This window comes from Streptomyces sp. NPDC090032 (genome assembly GCF_044748025.1).
In the GTDB taxonomy this organism is placed as follows: Bacteria; Actinomycetota; Actinomycetes; order Streptomycetales; family Streptomycetaceae; genus Streptomyces.
The window spans coordinates 19,101-36,942 of sequence record NZ_JBIVFF010000017.1 but is presented as its reverse complement, the minus strand read 5'-3'; the positions used below and the strand labels follow the sequence as shown (position 1 = coordinate 36,942).

At 69.5% G+C, this 17,842-nt stretch carries 17 protein-coding genes; 11 read left to right on the top strand and 6 right to left on the bottom strand.

What is annotated here, in order from left to right; translation table 11 throughout:
* Positions 1-9: 9 nt before the first annotated feature.
* Positions 10-663 carry a maleylpyruvate isomerase N-terminal domain-containing protein gene (locus ACIPWY_RS34175; protein WP_393702347.1) on the bottom strand — a complete coding sequence of 218 codons (654 nt, stop codon included), beginning with the start codon at positions 661-663 and terminating at the stop codon, positions 10-12.
* Between the two features lie 362 nt (positions 664-1,025).
* On the opposite strand from ACIPWY_RS34175, the gene ACIPWY_RS34170 reads away from it, so the two are divergent.
* Complete coding sequence (locus ACIPWY_RS34170) at positions 1,026-1,934, top strand: serine hydrolase (protein ID WP_393702345.1); 909 nt, start codon at positions 1,026-1,028, stop codon at positions 1,932-1,934.
* 103 nt (positions 1,935-2,037) lie between these two features.
* Here the strand turns inward: ACIPWY_RS34170 and ACIPWY_RS34165 are convergent, their stop codons facing one another.
* A complete protein-coding gene (locus ACIPWY_RS34165) occupies positions 2,038-2,388 on the bottom strand; it encodes a hypothetical protein (protein WP_362907968.1) in 351 nt (116 codons plus the stop codon).
* 205 nt (positions 2,389-2,593) lie between these two features.
* Between ACIPWY_RS34165 and ACIPWY_RS34160 the strand changes: the two genes are divergently transcribed.
* Together ACIPWY_RS34160 and ACIPWY_RS34155 are read left to right on the top strand one after the other, a co-directional pair.
* Complete coding sequence (locus ACIPWY_RS34160) at positions 2,594-3,070, top strand: carboxymuconolactone decarboxylase family protein (protein WP_362907969.1); 477 nt, start codon at positions 2,594-2,596, stop codon at positions 3,068-3,070.
* A 107-nt stretch (positions 3,071-3,177) separates the two neighbouring features.
* Positions 3,178-3,981, top strand: coding sequence for a VOC family protein (locus ACIPWY_RS34155; RefSeq protein WP_393702340.1), 804 nt, complete (start codon positions 3,178-3,180; stop codon positions 3,979-3,981).
* A gap of 17 nt (positions 3,982-3,998) precedes the next feature.
* Here the strand turns inward: ACIPWY_RS34155 and ACIPWY_RS34150 are convergent, their stop codons facing one another.
* Positions 3,999-4,931, bottom strand: a complete 933-nt coding sequence (locus tag ACIPWY_RS34150) for an NADP-dependent oxidoreductase (protein ID WP_393702519.1) — start codon at positions 4,929-4,931, stop codon at positions 3,999-4,001.
* Positions 4,932-5,057: 126 nt separating this feature from the next.
* Here ACIPWY_RS34150 and ACIPWY_RS34145 point away from each other — a divergent pair, with 126 nt between their 5' ends.
* Complete coding sequence (locus ACIPWY_RS34145; RefSeq protein WP_393702338.1) at positions 5,058-6,059, top strand: GlxA family transcriptional regulator; 1,002 nt, start codon at positions 5,058-5,060, stop codon at positions 6,057-6,059.
* Positions 6,060-6,081: 22 nt separating this feature from the next.
* Here ACIPWY_RS34145 and ACIPWY_RS34140 read toward each other — a convergent pair whose 3' ends face one another.
* Together ACIPWY_RS34140 and ACIPWY_RS34135 are read right to left on the bottom strand one after the other, a co-directional pair.
* Positions 6,082-6,837: a dienelactone hydrolase family protein gene (locus ACIPWY_RS34140; RefSeq protein ID WP_362907972.1), complete on the bottom strand. Its 756-nt coding sequence runs from the start codon at positions 6,835-6,837 to the stop codon at positions 6,082-6,084.
* 13 nt (positions 6,838-6,850) lie between these two features.
* Positions 6,851-7,867, bottom strand: coding sequence for a hypothetical protein (locus ACIPWY_RS34135; RefSeq protein WP_393702335.1), 1,017 nt, complete (start codon positions 7,865-7,867; stop codon positions 6,851-6,853).
* A gap of 383 nt (positions 7,868-8,250) precedes the next feature.
* Here ACIPWY_RS34135 and ACIPWY_RS34130 point away from each other — a divergent pair, with 383 nt between their 5' ends.
* Positions 8,251-8,625: a DnaJ C-terminal domain-containing protein gene (locus tag ACIPWY_RS34130; RefSeq protein WP_393702517.1), complete on the top strand. Its 375-nt coding sequence runs from the start codon at positions 8,251-8,253 to the stop codon at positions 8,623-8,625.
* A gap of 191 nt (positions 8,626-8,816) precedes the next feature.
* Here the strand turns inward: ACIPWY_RS34130 and ACIPWY_RS34125 are convergent, their stop codons facing one another.
* Positions 8,817-10,283, bottom strand: coding sequence for a chlorohydrolase family protein (locus ACIPWY_RS34125; RefSeq protein WP_393702333.1), 1,467 nt, complete (start codon positions 10,281-10,283; stop codon positions 8,817-8,819).
* A 347-nt stretch (positions 10,284-10,630) separates the two neighbouring features.
* Between ACIPWY_RS34125 and ACIPWY_RS34120 the strand changes: the two genes are divergently transcribed.
* The 6 genes from ACIPWY_RS34120 (at position 10,631) to ACIPWY_RS34095 (ending at position 17,839) form a co-directional block, all read left to right on the top strand.
* Complete coding sequence (locus ACIPWY_RS34120; RefSeq protein ID WP_393702515.1) at positions 10,631-11,638, top strand: ABC transporter permease; 1,008 nt, start codon at positions 10,631-10,633, stop codon at positions 11,636-11,638.
* Between the two features lie 90 nt (positions 11,639-11,728).
* Positions 11,729-13,447 carry an ABC transporter substrate-binding protein gene (locus tag ACIPWY_RS34115; protein ID WP_393702331.1) on the top strand — a complete coding sequence of 573 codons (1,719 nt, stop codon included), beginning with the start codon at positions 11,729-11,731 and terminating at the stop codon, positions 13,445-13,447.
* Between the two features lie 62 nt (positions 13,448-13,509).
* Positions 13,510-14,511, top strand: coding sequence for an ABC transporter permease (locus ACIPWY_RS34110; RefSeq protein WP_362907977.1), 1,002 nt, complete (start codon positions 13,510-13,512; stop codon positions 14,509-14,511).
* Positions 14,511-15,533 (top strand): ABC transporter ATP-binding protein, encoded by a 1,023-nt coding sequence (locus ACIPWY_RS34105; protein WP_393702329.1) that lies wholly within the window; start codon positions 14,511-14,513, stop codon positions 15,531-15,533. Before ACIPWY_RS34110 ends, ACIPWY_RS34105 begins: the two co-directional genes overlap by 1 nt.
* On the top strand, positions 15,530-16,534 hold the full coding sequence (locus tag ACIPWY_RS34100) for an ABC transporter ATP-binding protein (protein WP_393702327.1): 1,005 nt from the start codon (positions 15,530-15,532) through the stop codon (positions 16,532-16,534). Before ACIPWY_RS34105 ends, ACIPWY_RS34100 begins: the two co-directional genes overlap by 4 nt.
* Positions 16,535-16,627: 93 nt before the next feature.
* Positions 16,628-17,839: an amidohydrolase gene (locus ACIPWY_RS34095; protein ID WP_393702513.1), complete on the top strand. Its 1,212-nt coding sequence runs from the start codon at positions 16,628-16,630 to the stop codon at positions 17,837-17,839.
* Positions 17,840-17,842 lie beyond the last annotated feature (3 nt).

Below are 17,842 nucleotides of genomic sequence, written 5' to 3'. Positions count from 1 at the left end.
AACTCTCGCTCAGCCGATGACGAGCGGGAGCCTCGCGGCGAAATCGCCCAGGGCGGCCCGCTCCTCGTCGGTCGGCGAGCGGCGTCCGGTGCCGACCAGGAGCGCGTCCTTGTCGGAGAACGAAGCGGGGAACGGGGTCCCGGCGATCTTCTCCAGCGTCGCGCGAACCGCCGCGAGCGCCTCGGCGGGCGGCTCGGCGGCCGACGGCAGGTGCGCGATCAGGTCGAGGTGGTGCAAGGTCCATTCGAGGACGTAGGCGGACAGGAAGTCGCCGACCGTCAGCGTCTCGTCGCGCGTGCTGACGACGGCGGCGGGATCGGCGAGTTGGGCGGCGCGACCTGCGGCGGAACCGACGTCGTCGAAGTGGAACTTGAGCCACCGCGGCTCGCCGTACGCGGCGGCCAGCCGGGGGACGAGCGCGTCGAGCGGGTCCTCGCCGGTCGGGGGTTCGACGATGCCCCAGTACGTGACCCCGTCCACGGTCGGTTCGGAATCCGAGGGCGTGACCAGGGTGATCAGTACGTCCTGGGCGCCGATGACCAGGTGGCACACCAGATCCCGTACACGCCAGCCCGTACAGCCGCAGGGCCGCTCGAAATCCTCGTCCGGGACTTCGGCGACGGCTGTGCGCAATGCCGTCCATGAGCGCGAGAAGAGATCCACCGCTGCACGGTAATGCGGTCAGGGAACGGTGGACAAGCGAATCCGGGCGGGTAGTGCGTGGGCGGGTCGTAGGTGTGGAGCTAGCGCAGGCACGGTGACGAATTCATTGATTTCACGGATGAACAACATCACACGTCACCGCAATGCCCATAAGGGACATAAAGACCCATTCTCAACCCGGCCGGCGCTTCCGGCCCTGTAGCGTCGCCGTCATTCGGGACCCGGGTCGCTCGTCCGGCGCGATGCCCCTGGTACGCAACATCGGCCGAAGCCCCGGCCGCGCCGTAAGACGTCGACCTCGCTGTCGACGGCGAGCGGCGCCTGCCGATTCGACCGCAGACACAGAGCAGGACGGAGCCTCCATGCTGGGAACGCACATGCCGCTGCCGCGACGCGCCAAGCAGGGGTTGGCCGCGGCCCTGGCCGTCGGCTCGGCACTCACCGCCTTCGCGGCCGCCACCCCCGCACAGGCGGGCACCGCGGGTGCGAGCCCGGCCGCCACGAGCGTCGCAGGCTCCCCGGTGGCGTGCACCTCGCAGTGGCCCGGACTCGCGGACCGGCTGGAGCGCGACATAGCCACCGCGCTCCACGGGCACGGCAAGGCCTCGGCACTCGCGCTCTACGACCGCACCACCGCCACCTCGTGCACGTTCCGGGCGAGCGCGGCCTTCGACTCGGCGAGCGTGGTCAAGGTCACGATTCTCGGCGCCCTGCTGCGCCAGACCGCGGAGGAGCACCGCCTCCTGACCTCGCGCGAGGTCGACCTGACCACCGCCATGATCACCAAGTCGGACAACGCCGCCACGAACGCCCTGTGGCACCAGATCGGCCATGCCGGCATCCAGCACTTCCTGAACCTGGCCGGAATGCGGGACACCGTCCCCGGCCCGAAGCACACGTGGGGTCGAACCCAGATCACGGCCGGCGACCAGGTGAAGCTGCTCCGCCTGCTCACCTCGGACAACCAGGTCCTCGGCACACGCGCCCGGACCTACGCTCTGCGCCTGATGAACGATGTCGTCCCGGACCAGCGCTGGGGAACGCCGGCCGGCGCGCCCGGGACGGCGACCGTTCACGTCAAGAACGGCTGGCTGCCGCTTTCGAAGAACGGCTGGCGCGTGCACAGCGTCGGCGTCTTCACGGGCGGCGGTCACGATTACGGGATGGCCGTGCTCTCCCACGACAACCGCACGATGAAGAACGGCGTCGCGACCGTCGAGCGCGCGGCCCGCGCCATCAACCGCGACCTGAGCCTGCCGAAGGCTTCCTAGCCCGCGGAAGGTTTCCTAGCCTGCGGAAGGTTTCCTGGCCTGCGGAAGGTTTCCTGGACGCTTGAGGTCCACGTCCCACGCGCCACTTTCGTGCCTGCCGGGCTCACAGCCGGCGCTGTGCCGCCTCGACGCTGTCGCCACCGCTCGTGTTGAACACGATCGCGGCCTGGGGCGCATGGCGACGGATCAAGTTCACGATCTCCTCGAAGAGCGGAAGTAGCTGCTCCGTCTTGCGGATCCCGCCGCCGACGACGACCACGTCCCAGGGACGCTCCGTCAGCGCCGCGACGAGGACGGACTCGGCGGAATCGCCGAACACGACCAGCGCCATGGCCGCATCGATGCCGTGCTCGCCGAACCGGTCCAACTCCTCGTCCAGAGCCTTGCGCAGGGCTCCCTTGTCGACGCCGGGAATCGCCTCCGGGTCGTAACCGACAACAAGTGCAGAGGGCATACGGCCAACCTACCGGGATCCGACCGGGTGCGGTCTGCCCTGCCCTCCTCGTGATCAGCGTTCCCGTCATGCGACACCTGGGCCGGACGTGCAGACTGCCTAACTGGAAGGACTGTGTGGCGCGCATCACATTTGGACTCGTCACATCTTGCCGAGCCGCTCCGTCAGAGGGATGTAGCCACCATCACGAACCCAGGAGCCCGCCATGGAAGAAGCACGCCTCAACCTTTTCGCCAACCACGTCGCGGCCAAGGTCCTGAAGCACATCAACTCGGGCGGCAAGGTGGTGACGGACTCGACGCTGCCGGCTGCCACGCAGGAGCTGGTGAAGATCCGCTCCAGCCAGATCAACGGCTGCAGCTTCTGCACCGACATGCACACCAAGGACGCCACGGCGGCGGGGGAGGACCAGACGCGCCTCAACATGGTCGCGGCGTGGCGCGAGGCCAAGGTGTTCACCGACGCCGAGCGTGCCGCCCTGGAGCTGACCGAGCAGGGCACCCGTATCGCCGACGCCGGCGGTGGTGTCTCGGACGAGGCCTGGGCGAACGCCGCCAAGTTCTACGACGAGGACCAGCTCGCCGCGCTGGTGTCCCTCATCGCCCTGATCAACGCCTACAACCGTGTGAACGTCCTCGTCCAGCAGCCCGCCGGCGACTACCAGCCCGGCCAGTTCGGGTAGCAGGCACGGCCTGTGACCTGCGGGGACCGTGCTCCGCGCGGCGATTGTCAGTGGGGGCTGCCATGCTGCGTTGCATCGGGATTCGTCAGTACACGAAAGGCCTGATCATGCTTTCGACGACGTACGTACCGGGCGCGCCGAACTGGCTCGACCTTGGTGTGCCGGATGTGGACGCGGCCGCCGCGTTCTACGGCGGCGTGTTCGGCTGGACGTTCCAGTCCGCCGGGCCGGAAGGCGGCGGCTACGGGTTCTTCCAGCTCGACGGGAAGAGCGTGGCCGCCGCCGGTCCGCTGACCGAGGAGGGCGCCTCCCCCTCCTGGACGGTCTACTTCCACACCCCGGACGCCGACGGTGTCGCCAAGGCGGTCGAGGCTGCCGGGGGCACGGTCCGCGTTCCGCCGGGCGATGTCTTCACGTCCGGACGGATGGCCGCGTTCACGGATCCGGCCGGCGCGCAGTTCGCGGTCTGGCAGCCCGGTGACGTCCAGGGGCTCGAGACAGTCATGCGGCCCAACGCCCTGTGCTGGACCGAGCTCTACGCGACCGACGCCGGCGCGGCCAAGGACTTCTACCGCCAGGTGTTCTCCTGGCAGTACCAGGACATGCCGACGGGCGACGGCGGCCCCCCGTACACCGTCGTCGCCCCGGCCGGTTCCGCGGACGTGGGCGAGGCGGGCCACGGCGGCATCATGCAGCTCCAGCAGGAGAACCTCGATGCCGGATCCGGCGCCGAGTGGCATCCGTACTTCGGTGTCGAGGACTGCGACGCGACCTACGCGGCCGCCGTCGAGCGCGGCGCCGCGACGCTCTTCCCGCCCATGGACGTGCCCGGCGTCGGCCGCCTGGCCATGGTGAAGGACCCGTTCGGCGCCGCCTTCGCCCTCATCAAGGGGGACCCGACCATGGGCTGACGGCGGCGCGGACGCGATCACCGCACGACGAGGACCAGCTTGCCGGTCGTACGGCCGGTCTCGCCCAGCTCGTGTGCCTTGGCCGCCTCGGCGAGCGGGAAGGTGTCGGCGATCGTCGCGCGGAGCCGGCCCGTGGCGATCAGGTCGGCGATCGCGTTCATTCCGGCGTGGTCTGCCTCCACAATCATCTCCGCGCCCCGCACGCCGAGCCGCTCGGCCTCTTCGGCCAGCTCCGTGGTGCCGGTCGGCAGGATGGAGACGAGCAGGCCGCCCGGGCGCAGCGTGGGCAGGGACCGGGTGCGGTAGTCGCCGCCGATGGTGTCCAGAACGACGTCGACGTCGCGGACGGCCTCGGTGAAGTCGGTCGTCCGGTAGTCGATCAGTTCGTCGGCGCCCAGACCGCGCACGAAGTCGTGCTTGGCCGCACTGGCCGTGCCGATCACGTACGCGCCGCGCGCCTTGGCGATCTGCACGGCGAGATGGCCGACGCCGCCGGCGGCCGCGTGGATCAGGACGCGCTGCCCGGGCTGCACCTGCGCGGTGTCGACGAGGGCCTGCCAGGCGGTCAGGGCGGCGAGCGGAATGGCGCCCGCCTGCACGTGGTCGACCTGGGACGGCTTGTGCGCGAAGGCGCGGGCGGGCGCGGTGACGTACTCGGCGTGCGAACCCACGCCGTGCGGGTACGGCAGCATGCCGAACACCTCGTCGCCCGGCTTGAACAGGCTCACTCCGAGGCCTGTCTGCTCCACGACCCCGGACACGTCCCAGCCGAGGACGAACGGCGGTTCGCCGAGGAAGATGCCGAGCTCCCGGTGCTTCCAGTCGGTCGGGTTGACGCCTGCGGCGTGGACCTTGATCAGCAGCTCGTTCAGACCCGGGGCCGGGCGTTCGAGTTCGACCTCTTTGAGTACCTCGGGGGCGCCGAGGATGTCCTGGCTGACGGCCCGCATGGTGGGGGCGGTGGGCTTGATGGGCGTGGTGGGTGCGGTGCTCTCTGATGTGCTCACGGATCCAGCGTGCCGTGGCCGGCCGCTCAAGAAAATGGCATGACGGCCACCATTCGATAGGATCGTGCCATGAGTGGTGGCGGTAGTAGCAGTGGCTGTGGCGGTAGTGGCTTCGGGGACGTCAGCGGTGTGCACAGGGTCGTGGTTCTGGCACTCGACGGGGTGCACCCGTTCGAGCTGGGCATCCCGCAGCGGATCTTCGGTGCCGCGGACGGCCGGTACGAGATCCGCACCTGCAGTGTCGACGGGGGCCCGGTCCGCACGGACGCCGACTTCCTGATCACCGTCGAGCACGGCCCCGAAGCGCTGGCCGAGGCGGACACCGTGGTGATCCCGCCGGTCGACGAGTACCCGCCGAACGGCACCACGCTCCCCGGCCAGGTGGCCGACGCGCTCGCACACATCCCGCCCGGCACCCGCATCATGTCCATCTGCACCGGCGCCTTCGTCCTCGCCGCGGCCGGTCTGCTCGACGGCCGACGGGCGACCACGCACTGGGTCCTGGCCGACCGTTTCCGACGCCTGTTCCCGCAGGTGAAGCTCGACCCCGATGTGCTCTTCGTCGAGGACGGCGACATTCTCACCTCGGCGGGCGCCGGAGCCGGCGTGGACGTCTGCCTCCACGTCGTACGCCAGGACCACGGCGCCGAGGTGGCCAATCAGGTGGCGCGCAAGTGTGTGGTGCCGCCCTGGCGCGAAGGGGGTCAGGCGCAGTACATCGAGCAACCCGTCCCCGAGGCGTCCGCCGCCGGTACGGCCGCCACGAGGGAGTGGGCGCTCGACCACCTCGACCTGCCGCTGACGCTGGCCGAACTCGCGGACCACGCGCAGATGAGTCTGCGGACGTTCGCCCGACGGTTCCGGGACGAGGCCGGGATGAGCCCTGGTCGTTGGCTCACCCAGCAGCGGGTCGCCAGGGCGCGTCATCTGCTGGAGTCCAGCGACCTGCCGGTGGACCGGATCGCCGGTGAAGTGGGCTTCGCGACGGCCGCGTCACTGCGGCAGCATCTGCACGCCGCGATCGGCGTGTCGCCGCTCGCGTACCGGCGCACGTTCCAGGCGACGCGCTAGGTGTGTGCTGCTCGGCGCGGATTCAGAGGTTGCGGCCCAGCAGGCCGAGCAGCGCGTCCCAGTGCCGTTCGGCCGCCTCGGCGTCGAAGGCGGTGGTGTCGGCCATGGTGAAGCCGTGGTGGGCGCCGGTGTAGACCTCGGAGTGGTGGCGGACGCCCGCCGCGGTGAGTGCCTTGTCGAGGCGTTCGATCTGCTCGGGCGGCATGGACGGGTCCTGGTCCGCGTGACCGAAGCAGAGCTCCGCGGTGATCCGGCCGGCGAGCAGGTGGGGGCTCGTGGGGTCGTCGGTGGCCAGGGCCGCGCCGTGGAAACCGGCCGCCGCCGCGACCCTCTCGGGGTGGTTGCCCGCGGTGAGCAGAGCCAGGCGGGCGCCCATGCAGTAGCCGGTGACCCCGACGGGTCCGGCGGCGGCCGCGGGGCTGTCGGCGAGCCAGGACAGGTAGGCGGCGGAGTCGCGTGCCACCGCGTCCGCGGTCAAGTCGCCCATGAGGGGGACGATCCGCTCGAACAGCGCCGGTCGCTCGGCGTCGGTGATGAAGTCGGGCAGGGGCACGACCGGTGCCCGGCCGTGACGGTAGAACACGTTGGGGACGAGCACGGTGTAGCCGGCCGCCGCGAGACGGTCGGCCATCGCCCTGAGCTGGGGACGCAGTCCGAAGGCGTCCATGTAGAGCAGGACGGCCGGGTGGGCGGCGTCGTCGTCGGGGTGCGCAAGAAAGGCGTCGGCCGTGCCGTCGCCGGTGGGGATCTCGACAGTGGTGCTGCGTGTGGCGATCATGACGTGCAGTCTCTCAGGTAGAGGCGTGAGGGACGTCACCCAGAGCGAGCCGATACCAGTTCTTGCCGGACAGGACGTGCAAGTCCGCGCCGCGGCCGATCACTTGTGTGCGCTCAGGGAGGGGCTGACCGTTCGGCAGCACGATCCGGTATTCGGCCGTGATGCGGAGGTCCTCGCTGCCGAGGGTGCCCACGCACAGCCGGTCGCGGTGTGGTCCGTAGCCGCCGAACAGGGCGACGCGTGAGTCCTGGACGGCGAGGGCCGTGGCTCCACCCACGCTGTTGCGCCATGCCCTCACCGCGCCGTCGCGTACGCGGACGACGGGGAAGTCCGTGTAGTAGCAGGCCCAGGCGGTGTCACCGTCGATGTTGAGTGCGTAGCAGTCACTGATCGCTCCCCACGGCTCGGACGTGTGTGACGGGAAGTGCCACTCCGCCTCAAGACCGGGGGAGAAGCGGGTCAGGCCGTACTCCCCGATGGGCGCCGGTGTGCCGGGGCTGCCCCAACCGAGGTTGCCGTAGACACCTTCGTCGAAGTAGCCCACCCAGATGGCGCCGGTGCGCGTGGTGAAGACGTGCGAGATCCCGTCGCCGAGGGTGGCCTCCGCGACCACGCTGCCGTCGGCGTCGTAGACGATCGCATTACGGTCGGCGCCCTCCGGCCGCCACCTGGCTCGGGCGCCCACCACGAGCGTCCGCTGCTCGGGCAGTGGCTGAACGGTGACGTGGGCGAGCTCCACGCCAGGGAGTTCGACGGAAGCCGTGAGATGCGGCGCGTGCACCGACACGCGGGCGTCCACAGCTGTCGCCGCGCGCGGTTCAGGGAACGTCGCGCCTCCGGCGTTGGTCGTGGTGGCCGAGAACCCGGGCAGATCACGGGGCTTGGACCACAAGGCGATGACCTGCCCGTCCGGACCGACGGACGCTGCCACCTGCTCTTCACCGGCGTCGCCCGCGATGACGGCGTGATGCCGGAGCTCCAGCGTGGGCAGTGCGAGCACGGCGGCCCGGCTCTCCTTGTCTTCGTTCATGCTCACACCCCACCAGGGGGTGGCGAGCCGCGCCAGCGAATATCGACGGGGGACCGGGTAGAAGACGCGGGGCACGAGTCGGTTCGAAGCGGTGGTCCCTGTCAGGCGCTGCTCATCAACAGAGCGGCGCCTCGGGGGGATTGGGGTGGGGCTCGTGGGGTTCGGTCAGTGGGCGGGTGGCTTGTTCGGATGGTCCGGTCGTCCGCCGCGTGCTCCCGTGGGCGCCGCGCACCACGCCGAGGGCACCGTGGTCCTGACCGCCGCCGAGGCGGTGACGGGCGTGACCAGGACGGTCAAGGTGAGGGCCCGACGGCTCTGCACGCGGTGTCAGGGGCGGACCCGGTGGCAGGGCGCACGGTGCCGTCGCTGCGGGGGCCACCGGCCTGGGCCGGACGGACCGCCGGACCCTGACCCTGCGCATTCCCGCCGGGACACGGGACGGCACCACCGTGCGGGTGAAGCGTAAGGGCACGCCCGGCGTCGCCGGTGTGCGGCCGGCCGGAGACCTGCACGTGCTGGTGCGCCTGCGCGGGACCGTCGAGCCCTCCCCGGTGCCGCCTCCCGGTCGCCCTACCACCGACGTCGCAGCAGGTGGCACAGCAGGCCCCCTTCAGAGCGAGCACGTGATCGTCACCGCGAACGCTCCGGATTCGAGGTCAGGCAATGCCGCCGGGTGGGCATCTGGGACACTGAACTCGCGCTGTTCTGGCCGGAGTTACGACGCCTGTCCTTCGATACCGCGCCACACGACAGGGTGATCGCTCCGTATGCGGGGACGACCGACGGCCGCCGTCGCTACGCCTTCGACGCCGGTCACCTCACGCGTCCCCAGTGGGGCACCCTGGCTGCGTACGTCGAGCAGGCATCCGGCGGCACCGTCCCACTCGACCTCGCCAGCCGCGATCACCCGTACCCAAGACGCCGGTGTTGCAGTGGGTGGCCAGACGCCCTACCTCCGCGGAAACACCGGAGGGAACAGTTCGTCCACCGGGCGACGCCGATGGTCCCGCTCGGGGTACGCGGCGCGCATCACGTCGAAGAGCTGCTGCCCCGCTCGCCTCAGCGCAGGCAGGTCGACGCCGGGGATCGAGCCGTCGCGCATGACCACCTTGCCCGCGACCATCGTCAGGACCGCGTCGCGCGCTGTGCCGTTGAGTACGAGGGTGCGCAGCGGATCCTCGGTCACGCCCATGCGGATGTCGTCGAGTGCGAACGCCGAGAGGTCGGCGGCAGCCCCCGCGGCCAGGCGGCCGAGGTCCGGCCGGTGCAGGGCGGTCGCGCCACCGGTCCAGAGCGCTTCGAAGTAGCCCGCGAGATGGCCCTGCCCCAGGTCACCGGCCTGGATCTTGGCGACCTGGGTACCCACGTCGATCCCGCGGATCAGGTCCGGCGGGAAGGAGTCCGTGCCGAGACACAGGTTCACCCCCTGCGCCCGGTAGCCGGCGAACGTGTGCAGGTTGTGGGCGTACCGGGCGTTGGTCAGCGGGCAGTGCACGATCGAGACACCCGCGTCGGCGAGCTCCGCGACATCCCCGGTGTCGGCACCGGACACTTCGGGGTGCACGTCCAGCACCACGCCGTGCGGAATGATCAGCCGGTCCGACAACATCCCTGATTCTGCGATGAGTTGAAGCGGCGTACGCCCGTAGGTGTGCTGGATGAAGTCGCGCTCGGAGATACCTTGCAGGGCATGCAGGCGTACCAGCGCGCCGCGTCGGTGCGCGGCCTGTGCGACGTCGCGGAGCAGGTCGGGAGTGAGGGTTTCGATCCGGCAGGGGAGCAGGACGCCGGTCACCAGCGGATCGGCGAGCTGCGTGGTGTGGTCCAGGAAGCGCAATGCGTCCGCCAGGCCGCGCCGGCCCGCTTCCTCGTCGAGCCGCACCGTGCGCTTGCCGTCCGCGCCGATCACGTTGACCCCGGACCGGAACGACGGCCCGAGGAAGGCACGTAGACCCAGCTTCGTGGACACCTCGGCCATCGCCACGAAGTCCTCGTACGTCTCGGCCCAGTCGCTGTGCACCTCGGACGCGATCGGCATGTAGCTGGTGACGCCGTGCAGGGCGAGCTGGGTCAGCGCGTACTCGCGCACCGTACGCCGTTGCGCGGCGTCGAACACCGCGCGGGGCGCGTCGAAGTGGTCGGTCGACCAGGTGAAGCCCGAGGCCAGATCCGGGGATGCCCAGGAGTCGAGGATCAGGTGGTCGATGTCGGTGAGGGCGTCCAGGTCGATGAGGCCGGGGGTGATCACCGCATCGCCGAGGTCGATGTGTTCGTCGGCCTGGTGGCGGGCGAGTTCGGCGCGCGCACCCACGTCGACGACGGTGCCGCCGTCGATCAGCACGGCGCCGTCAGGGAGCTCCACGTGTGAGCGTCCGTCGTGGGCGATCACCCAGGAAGCGGTCACCAAGGTTCTCATCGACATCCCTCTCAGATTTGGTACACCAAGTGCGCGAATCGGCCACAGGTGCCCCGGAGTGCGGGTGGCCGTGACGCAAGGCGGGCGAGTCACCCGGCACGGGATCGCACACGCTCGGCACGACCATAACCCGTCAATGACAAGGGAAGTAGGGGTGATTTGTGGTCTGTGGAACGGTGATGCGCCGGATGTCACTTCGCCCTGGTGGAAACCGCGATTCTTGGTATACCGTTCCGGCCACCCACACCCCCGAGCGCCGAAGGACCGACGTGCCGGATCCGTATGAGTCGTCGAGTCGGACGCGCCGCTCCAGCGCGCCGGAACCCTCCGAAGGGCAGGTGGCCACCCTGCCCTCACCGGAGTCCGAGGCCGCACCTACCGGGCGCGAGCCGACCGCCGAGGTCGCCACCGCGCGATCGCTGCTCGGCACGGCATGGCTTCGCATTCGGCGCAGCCGGATCGCCGTCGCCGCGCTGGTCGTGGTGGCCCTGATGGTGCTGTTCGCCGTCCTGGCCCCGGTGCTGGCGGCCATCGAGGGCTCCGACCCCTTCACCGCCAGGACCGGGCCCGACTTCCTGGACGACTTCGACACACCTGGTCTGCCGCTGTCGTACTACCGCTTCCCGTCCGGCGAACACTGGCTCGGACTCGAACCAGGGCTCGGGCGCGACATCTTCGCCCGCATGGCCTACGGCGCGAGGATCTCCCTCACCATCGCGCTGCTGTCCACGGTGGTGTCGGTGGTCCTCGGCACCGTGCTCGGCGCGGCCGCCGGATACTTCGGCGGCAAGGTCGACATGGTGATCAGCCGCGTGATGGACCTGTTCCTGGCCTTCCCGCACCTGCTGCTCGTCCTGTCGCTGACCCCGATCCTGCAGTCCCGGCTGCGGGGCACGGCCCTCGACTCGGGCAGCCTGGTGCCGATGGCCTCACTGGTGATCATTCTCGGCTTCTTCGGCTGGGCATACCTGGCGAGAGTCGTGCGTGGCCAGGTGCTCTCGATCCGGCAGCAGGAGTTCGTCGAGGCCGCGCAGGCCTACGGTGCCTCGCACCGGAGCATCATCTTCCGGCAGATCATCCCGAACGTGATGGGGGTGGTGCTGGTCTACGCGACGATGATGATCCCCACCAACATCACCGCGGAAGCGGCCCTCTCGTTCCTCGGCGTCGGGGTCAAGGACCCCACGCCCTCCTGGGGCCAGATGCTCAACGCGGCCCAGTCGGGGAACTGGTACCTCTCCGATCCATGGTTCCTGGCCGTCCCGGCCGGCGCACTGGTGATCACCGTGCTCGCCTTCAACCTGCTCGGCGACGCGGTCCGGGATGCCCTCGACCCCAAGTCGTCCCGAAGCTGAACCAGTTCCACCCCTCTCCGGCACACACGCGATCCGCCTCGGATCGGCCCTTGACGTGCGCCATCCCTTTCCCGTCCGCAAGGAGACGCAGTGAATCGAAGCACCAAGGCGGCGCTCGCCCTGACGGTGAGTGCCGGGCTGGCCCTCACCGCCTGCGGCGGACCCAAGCCCACCCCCGGTGACAGAGCCGGAGCCAAGGCGGACGCCTATGCGCCGGTGACGGTCGGCAAGGGCTACACCACCAAGGGCGGCAACATCAACGTCCTGATGTCCTCCGACTTCCAGACCCTGGACCCCGGCAACAGCAACTACGTACAGACCGCCAACGTCGGGCAGCTGTACTACCGCACCCTGACCATGGCCAAGGAGACCGCAGGCCGGCCGCCGACCATCGTGCCGGACCTGGCCACCGACCTCGGCAAGGCCTCCGCCGACGGCCTCACCTGGACCTACACCCTCAAGAAGGGGCTGAAGTTCGAGGACGGCACGCCGATCACCAGCAAGGCCGTCAAGTACGGCGTCGAGCGCACCTACGCCCGCGACGTCTACACCCAGGCCCCGCAGGAGCTGAACTCGGCCCTGGCCGACGACGGTTACAAGGGCCCCTACGCCGGCGGCGACTTCAAGGCGATCGACACCCCCGACGACCACACCGTCGTCTTCCACCTCAAGCAGCCGTTCGCGGAGTTCCCCGCGCTGGTGTCGCGGTCCAACACGGCGCCGGTGCCGAAGGCCAAGGACACCAAGCTTGACTACACCAACCACCCGGTCTCATCGGGCCCGTACAAGATCAAGTCGTACGACCGCGGACGCTCGATGAAGCTGGTGCGCAACGACCGGTGGGACCCGGCCACCGACCCCAACAGGCCCGCTCTGCCTGACACGTTCACCTTCTCCCTGTCCACGGCCCAGGCCACCATCAGCCAGCAGCTGCTCGCCGACTCGGACCCGACGGCGATCACGCTGGACAGCAACGGCGGACTGCAGGCGTCCGACGCCGCCAAGCTCAACGACCCGAAGGTCAAGGCGCGCACCGCCGCCGGTCTCCTGGGCTGCACCGACGTGCTGAACTTCAACACCGAGACCATCAAGGATCCCGACGTCCGCAAGGCGATGGCACTCTCCATCGACCGGGGCGCCATCCAGGTCCAGTACGGCGGCGCACGCTTCGGCAAGGTGGCCCAGTCGTACATCAACCCGGCCCAGCGCGGATACGTGGCGCAGCACACCGACCTGGACCCCACGGGCAAGCCGAAGCTGGACGAGGCCAAGAAGCTCCTGAAGGGCAAGAAGGTCCCCGGGAAGCTGGTCTACGGCTACGCGGACACCAACGCCCGCTACAAGAACGTCGGCACGGTGCTCCAGCAGAACTTCAAGAAGCTCGGCATCGACCTGCAGCTGCGCCCGATCCCGGCCGCCAACTACTACACCGTGCTGGCCGGCGACCAGATGCCCGACATCGCCCGCAGCGGCTGGTGCGGCGGCGCGGACAGCGGTTCGGTGCGTACCACCGTCGACCCGAACGTGGGGCCGAGCCTGGACGGCAAGACCTACGGCTTCTCCAACATCCCGCGCTTCCACGACCCGGAGATCTCCCGCGCCATGTACAAGCTCCGTGGCACCAACGGGACCAGCGAAGAACTGGGCAAGAAGTGGGCCGCGCTCTTCGACCGGACCATGCAGACCTACCCCCTGGTCCCGTTGGTGCGCAGCTACACGAGCAGCGTGGTCGGTTCCAAGGTCAAGGGCGCCCAGATGGGGTACTTCTTCGGCGCCGTAGACCTGTCGACCGTCGGCGCCGAGCACTGACGCCCGCTGCACAAGAGAGGTAATCGAACGGTGAGTTCATCCCGAGCCGGCAGGTCGCACCCATGACCAGTTTCCTGATGCGGCGCTTCGTCGCGATGATCGTGCTCTTGTTTGTCATCAGCTTCGTGACGTTCAGTCTGTTCCAGCTCGGCCCGGCGGATCCGGCCGCGGCGGCCTGCGGCCAGGAGTGCACACCGCAGCGCATCGCCGAGGCCCGCGTCGCGCTCGGGATGGACAAGCCGTTCCTCACCCAGTACTTCACGTACATGTCGGGGCTGGTCGGCAGCCACACGGTCGGCGCGCCCGGCGCCGAGACCCTGTGCAACTGGCCGTGCCTCGGCAAGTCGTTCCAGACCAACGAGGACGTCACCACGATCATCGGCCGGGCGCTGCCGTACACACTGTCGGTGGCCAGCGGTGCGATCGTGCTGTGGACCATCGCGGGTGTCGGCCTCGGCCTGCTCGCGGCGCTCCGCAAGGGCCGGTTCACCGACAAGCTGATCGTCGGCGGCGCCTCCGTCGGCGTATCGCTGCCCATTCCGGTGACGGGCCTGTTGCTGCTGCTCCTGTTCGTCAGCACGCTGGACCTGCTGCCGTTCACCACCAACGAGATCGCCACGCCGTTCGACGCGGCGGGGCCCGGCGGCTGGTTCCTCAACTATCTCCTGCCGTGGGTGGCGCTGGCCGTCCTGTTCAGCGCGCAGTACATCCGGGTCACCCGCAGCAACATGCTGGAGACCTTCGGCGAGGACTTCATGCGCACCGCCCGCGCGAAGGGACTGTCCCGGCGCAACGTCGTGTTCAAGCACGGCGCGCGGGCCGGCATCACCCCGGTGGTCACCATGCTCGGCCTCGACATCGGCGGTCTGCTGGGCGGCGCCGTACTCACCGAGCAGATCTTCTCGGTGCCGGGCGTCGGATTCACCGCGGTGCACGCCGCACAGGCCGGCGACCTGCCCGTCACCATGGCCATCACCATGATGGCCGCCTTCTTCATCATCGTCGCCAACGTCCTGGTCGACATCGCCTACGCGGTGATCGACCCCCGAGTGAGGGTCGCCTGATGACCACGCCCGAAGCCGCGCCCATGCTGGAAATCCGCGATCTACGGGTGTCCTTCCCGACCGACGACGGCGTGGTGCACGCCGTCAACGGGATGGACCTCACCCTGGCGCGCGGGGAAACCGTCGGAATCGTCGGCGAATCCGGCTCCGGCAAGACCGTCACGTCCCAGGCGCTCATGGGCCTGCTCAAGGACACCACGGCCGCCGTCACCGGACAGATCCTCCTCGACGGACAGGACCTCAACACCCTTACCGAGACGCAGATGCGCGCCTACCGCGGCAAGAAGATCGCGATGATCTTCCAGGACCCGCTGTCGGCCATGCACCCGTTCTACCCCGTCGGCGCCCAGATCGCCGAGGCCTACCGGGTGCACAACGACGTCTCCAAGAGGGCGGCGGCACAGGCTGCCGTCGACATGCTCGGCCGGGTCGGGATCCCCGACCCCAAGCGCCGCTACTCGGCATTTCCGCATGAGTTCTCCGGCGGCATGCGGCAGCGCGCGATGATCGCCATGGCCCTTGTCTGTGAACCCGAGCTGCTGATCGCCGACGAACCCACCACCGCGCTCGACGTCACGGTGCAGGCCCAGATCCTCGACCTGCTCAACGAGTTGCAGGACGAGACCGGGACCTCGGTGATCCTGGTGACCCACGACCTCGGCGTGGTCGCCGAGGTGTGTCACCAGGTCGTGGTGATGTACGGCGGGGAGTGTGTGGAGCGGGCGACCGTGGCGAACCTGTTCAAGGACCCGCGACACCCCTACACCCAGGGACTGCTCGCATCCATGCCGTCGCTGGCCGGCCGGTCCGAGCGGCTCAAGCCCATCCCGGGCTTCCCGCCGTCATTGTTGGCGCTGCCCGACGGCTGCCTCTTCGCCGACCGCTGCCCGAAGACACACCTGGTGCCCGACGACGCCTGCCGTACGCGCCGCCCGATACTGACCGGCCTCGACGGGCACCCGTCGCGGTGCCACCTAGAGACGCACGAGACGCTGCAACCGACCGGAGAGGTGGCCCGATGACGCCGCTGCTGGAGGTCACCGACCTGACCAAGCACTTCCCGATCCGCTCCCGTGGCTTCAGGCCCGGCGGCGGCGCGATCAAGGCCGTGGACGGCGTCAGCTTCTCGGTCGGCGCCGGACAGACGCTCGGCCTGGTGGGGGAGTCCGGCTGCGGCAAGTCGACCACCGGTCGCCTGCTCATGCGCCTCCTCGAGCCGACGTCCGGGAGCGTCCGGCTCGACGGCCGGGAGATCGCCGAACTGCGCCGTTCGGAACTGCAGGAGTACCGGCGCCGGGTGCAGATGGTGTTCCAGAACCCCTCGTCCTCGCTCAACCCCCGCCAGTCCGTGGGCAGCGCGATCGCCGCACCGCTCCTCGCCCAGCGGATCACTCCGGCCGGCGGGATCAAGGCCAGGGTGCGGGACCTGATGGACCGGGTGGGGCTGCGCCCCGACCACTACAACCGCTTCCCGCACGAGTTCTCCGGCGGCCAGAAGCAGCGCGTCGGCATCGCCCGGGCGCTCGCCCTGGACCCCCAACTGATCATCTGCGACGAACCGGTGTCCGCACTGGACGTCTCGGTGCAGGCGCAGGTCATCAACCTCCTGGAGGACATCCAGCGGGACACCGGGGTTGCCTACCTCTTCATCGCCCACGACCTGTCGGTGGTCCAGCACTTCGCCGACCGCATCGCGGTGATGTACCTCGGCAAGATCATGGAATATGGCGACACCGCACGGGTTTTCGGCGCTCCGGAACACCCGTACACGCGGGCGCTGCTGTCCGCCGTACCGCACCCGGACCCGGCGGCGGACCGGAGCGGGCGGATCCGGCTGAAGGGCGATCTGCCGAGCCCGGCCGACCCTCCGCCTGGCTGTGTGTTCCAGTCCCGGTGTCCCGTGCATGCGCAACTTGACCCACAGCGCCGCCAGTTGTGCACGGACAGTGTGCCGGGCGGCGACATCGCCTGCCACCACACCGACGTCACCGCCGAGACACTGGCCACGACGATGACCCGGTAACCCGGTTCCCAGCTGCATGAACAGCAGTACCGCGACCAGCGCACCACAAAGCACAAAGCACAAAGCACAAAGCACAACAGAGAGGTGACAGCAGTGTTGATCCGTGACGTCCGTCCGTGGGGCGGCGAGCGCAGCGACGTCGTCCTGTCCGGCGACCGCATCGCGGCGATCCGTCCGCACGACCCGGCCGCGCAACCGGCCGGCGAGGTGGTGGAAGGCCGCGGCCGGCTGTTGCTGCCGTCGTTCAGTGACGTGCACGTGCACCTGGACTCGACCCGCATCGGCCTGCCGTTCCGGCCGCACACCGGCGGCCCGGGAGTGTGGACGATGACCATGAACGACCGGGAGAACTGGCGCTCGGCGGAGGTCCCGCTCGTGGAGCGCGTCGCGGGCACGCTGGAGCGGATGATCGCGCGCGGCACCACCCGCGTGCGGTCGTACGCCCAGGTCGACGTGGACTGCAAGCTCGAGAAGTTCGAGGCGGTCGTGGCCGCGAAGGAGAAGTTCGCCGGTCGGACCGAGGTCCAGATCATGACGTTCCCGCAGGCGGGCATCCTCCGCGAGAAGGGCACCGTCGAATACCTGGAGGCCTCGCTGAAGGCGGGCGCCGACGTGATGGGCGGCATCGATCCCTGCACCTTGGACCGGGATCCCAAGGGGCACCTGGACGTCGTGTTCGGGCTGGCCGAGAAGTACCAGGTCGAGGTGGACATCCACCTGCACGAGCCCGGGGAGCTGGGTGTGTTCTCCACCGATCTGATCCTCGAGCGCACCCGGGCGCTCGGCATGCAGGGCAAGGTCACCATGTCCCACGCCTATGAACTGGGCTCGGTCTCCGAGTCGGTGAGCCGCCGCATCATCGACGACTTCGCGGAGCTGGACATCGCCATGGCCACCGTGGCGCCGTCGGCGCGCGGACAGCTGTCGCTGGTGGACCTGACGGAGGCGGGCGTCCGTGTGGGCCTGGGCGAGGACGGCCAGCGCGACTACTGGAGCCCGTACGGCAACTGCGACATGCTCGACCGCACCTGGCAGCTGGCCTTCACCAACAACTTCCGCCGTGACGAGCTGATCGAGATGTCCCTGGCGGTCGCGACGATCGGCGGGGCATCGATCATGAGCCACGACGTCGCCCGGCCGGCGGGGGTTGCCGACCGGCCCGGCCTGGCGGTCGGTGACCGTGCCGACCTGCTGCTGGTCGACGGCGAGACACCGTCGAGCGCGGTGATGGACCGTGGCACGGACCGCACCGTCCTGCACGACGGAGTGGTCGTGGCGGACCAACTGGAGCTGGTACGGGGCTGATCC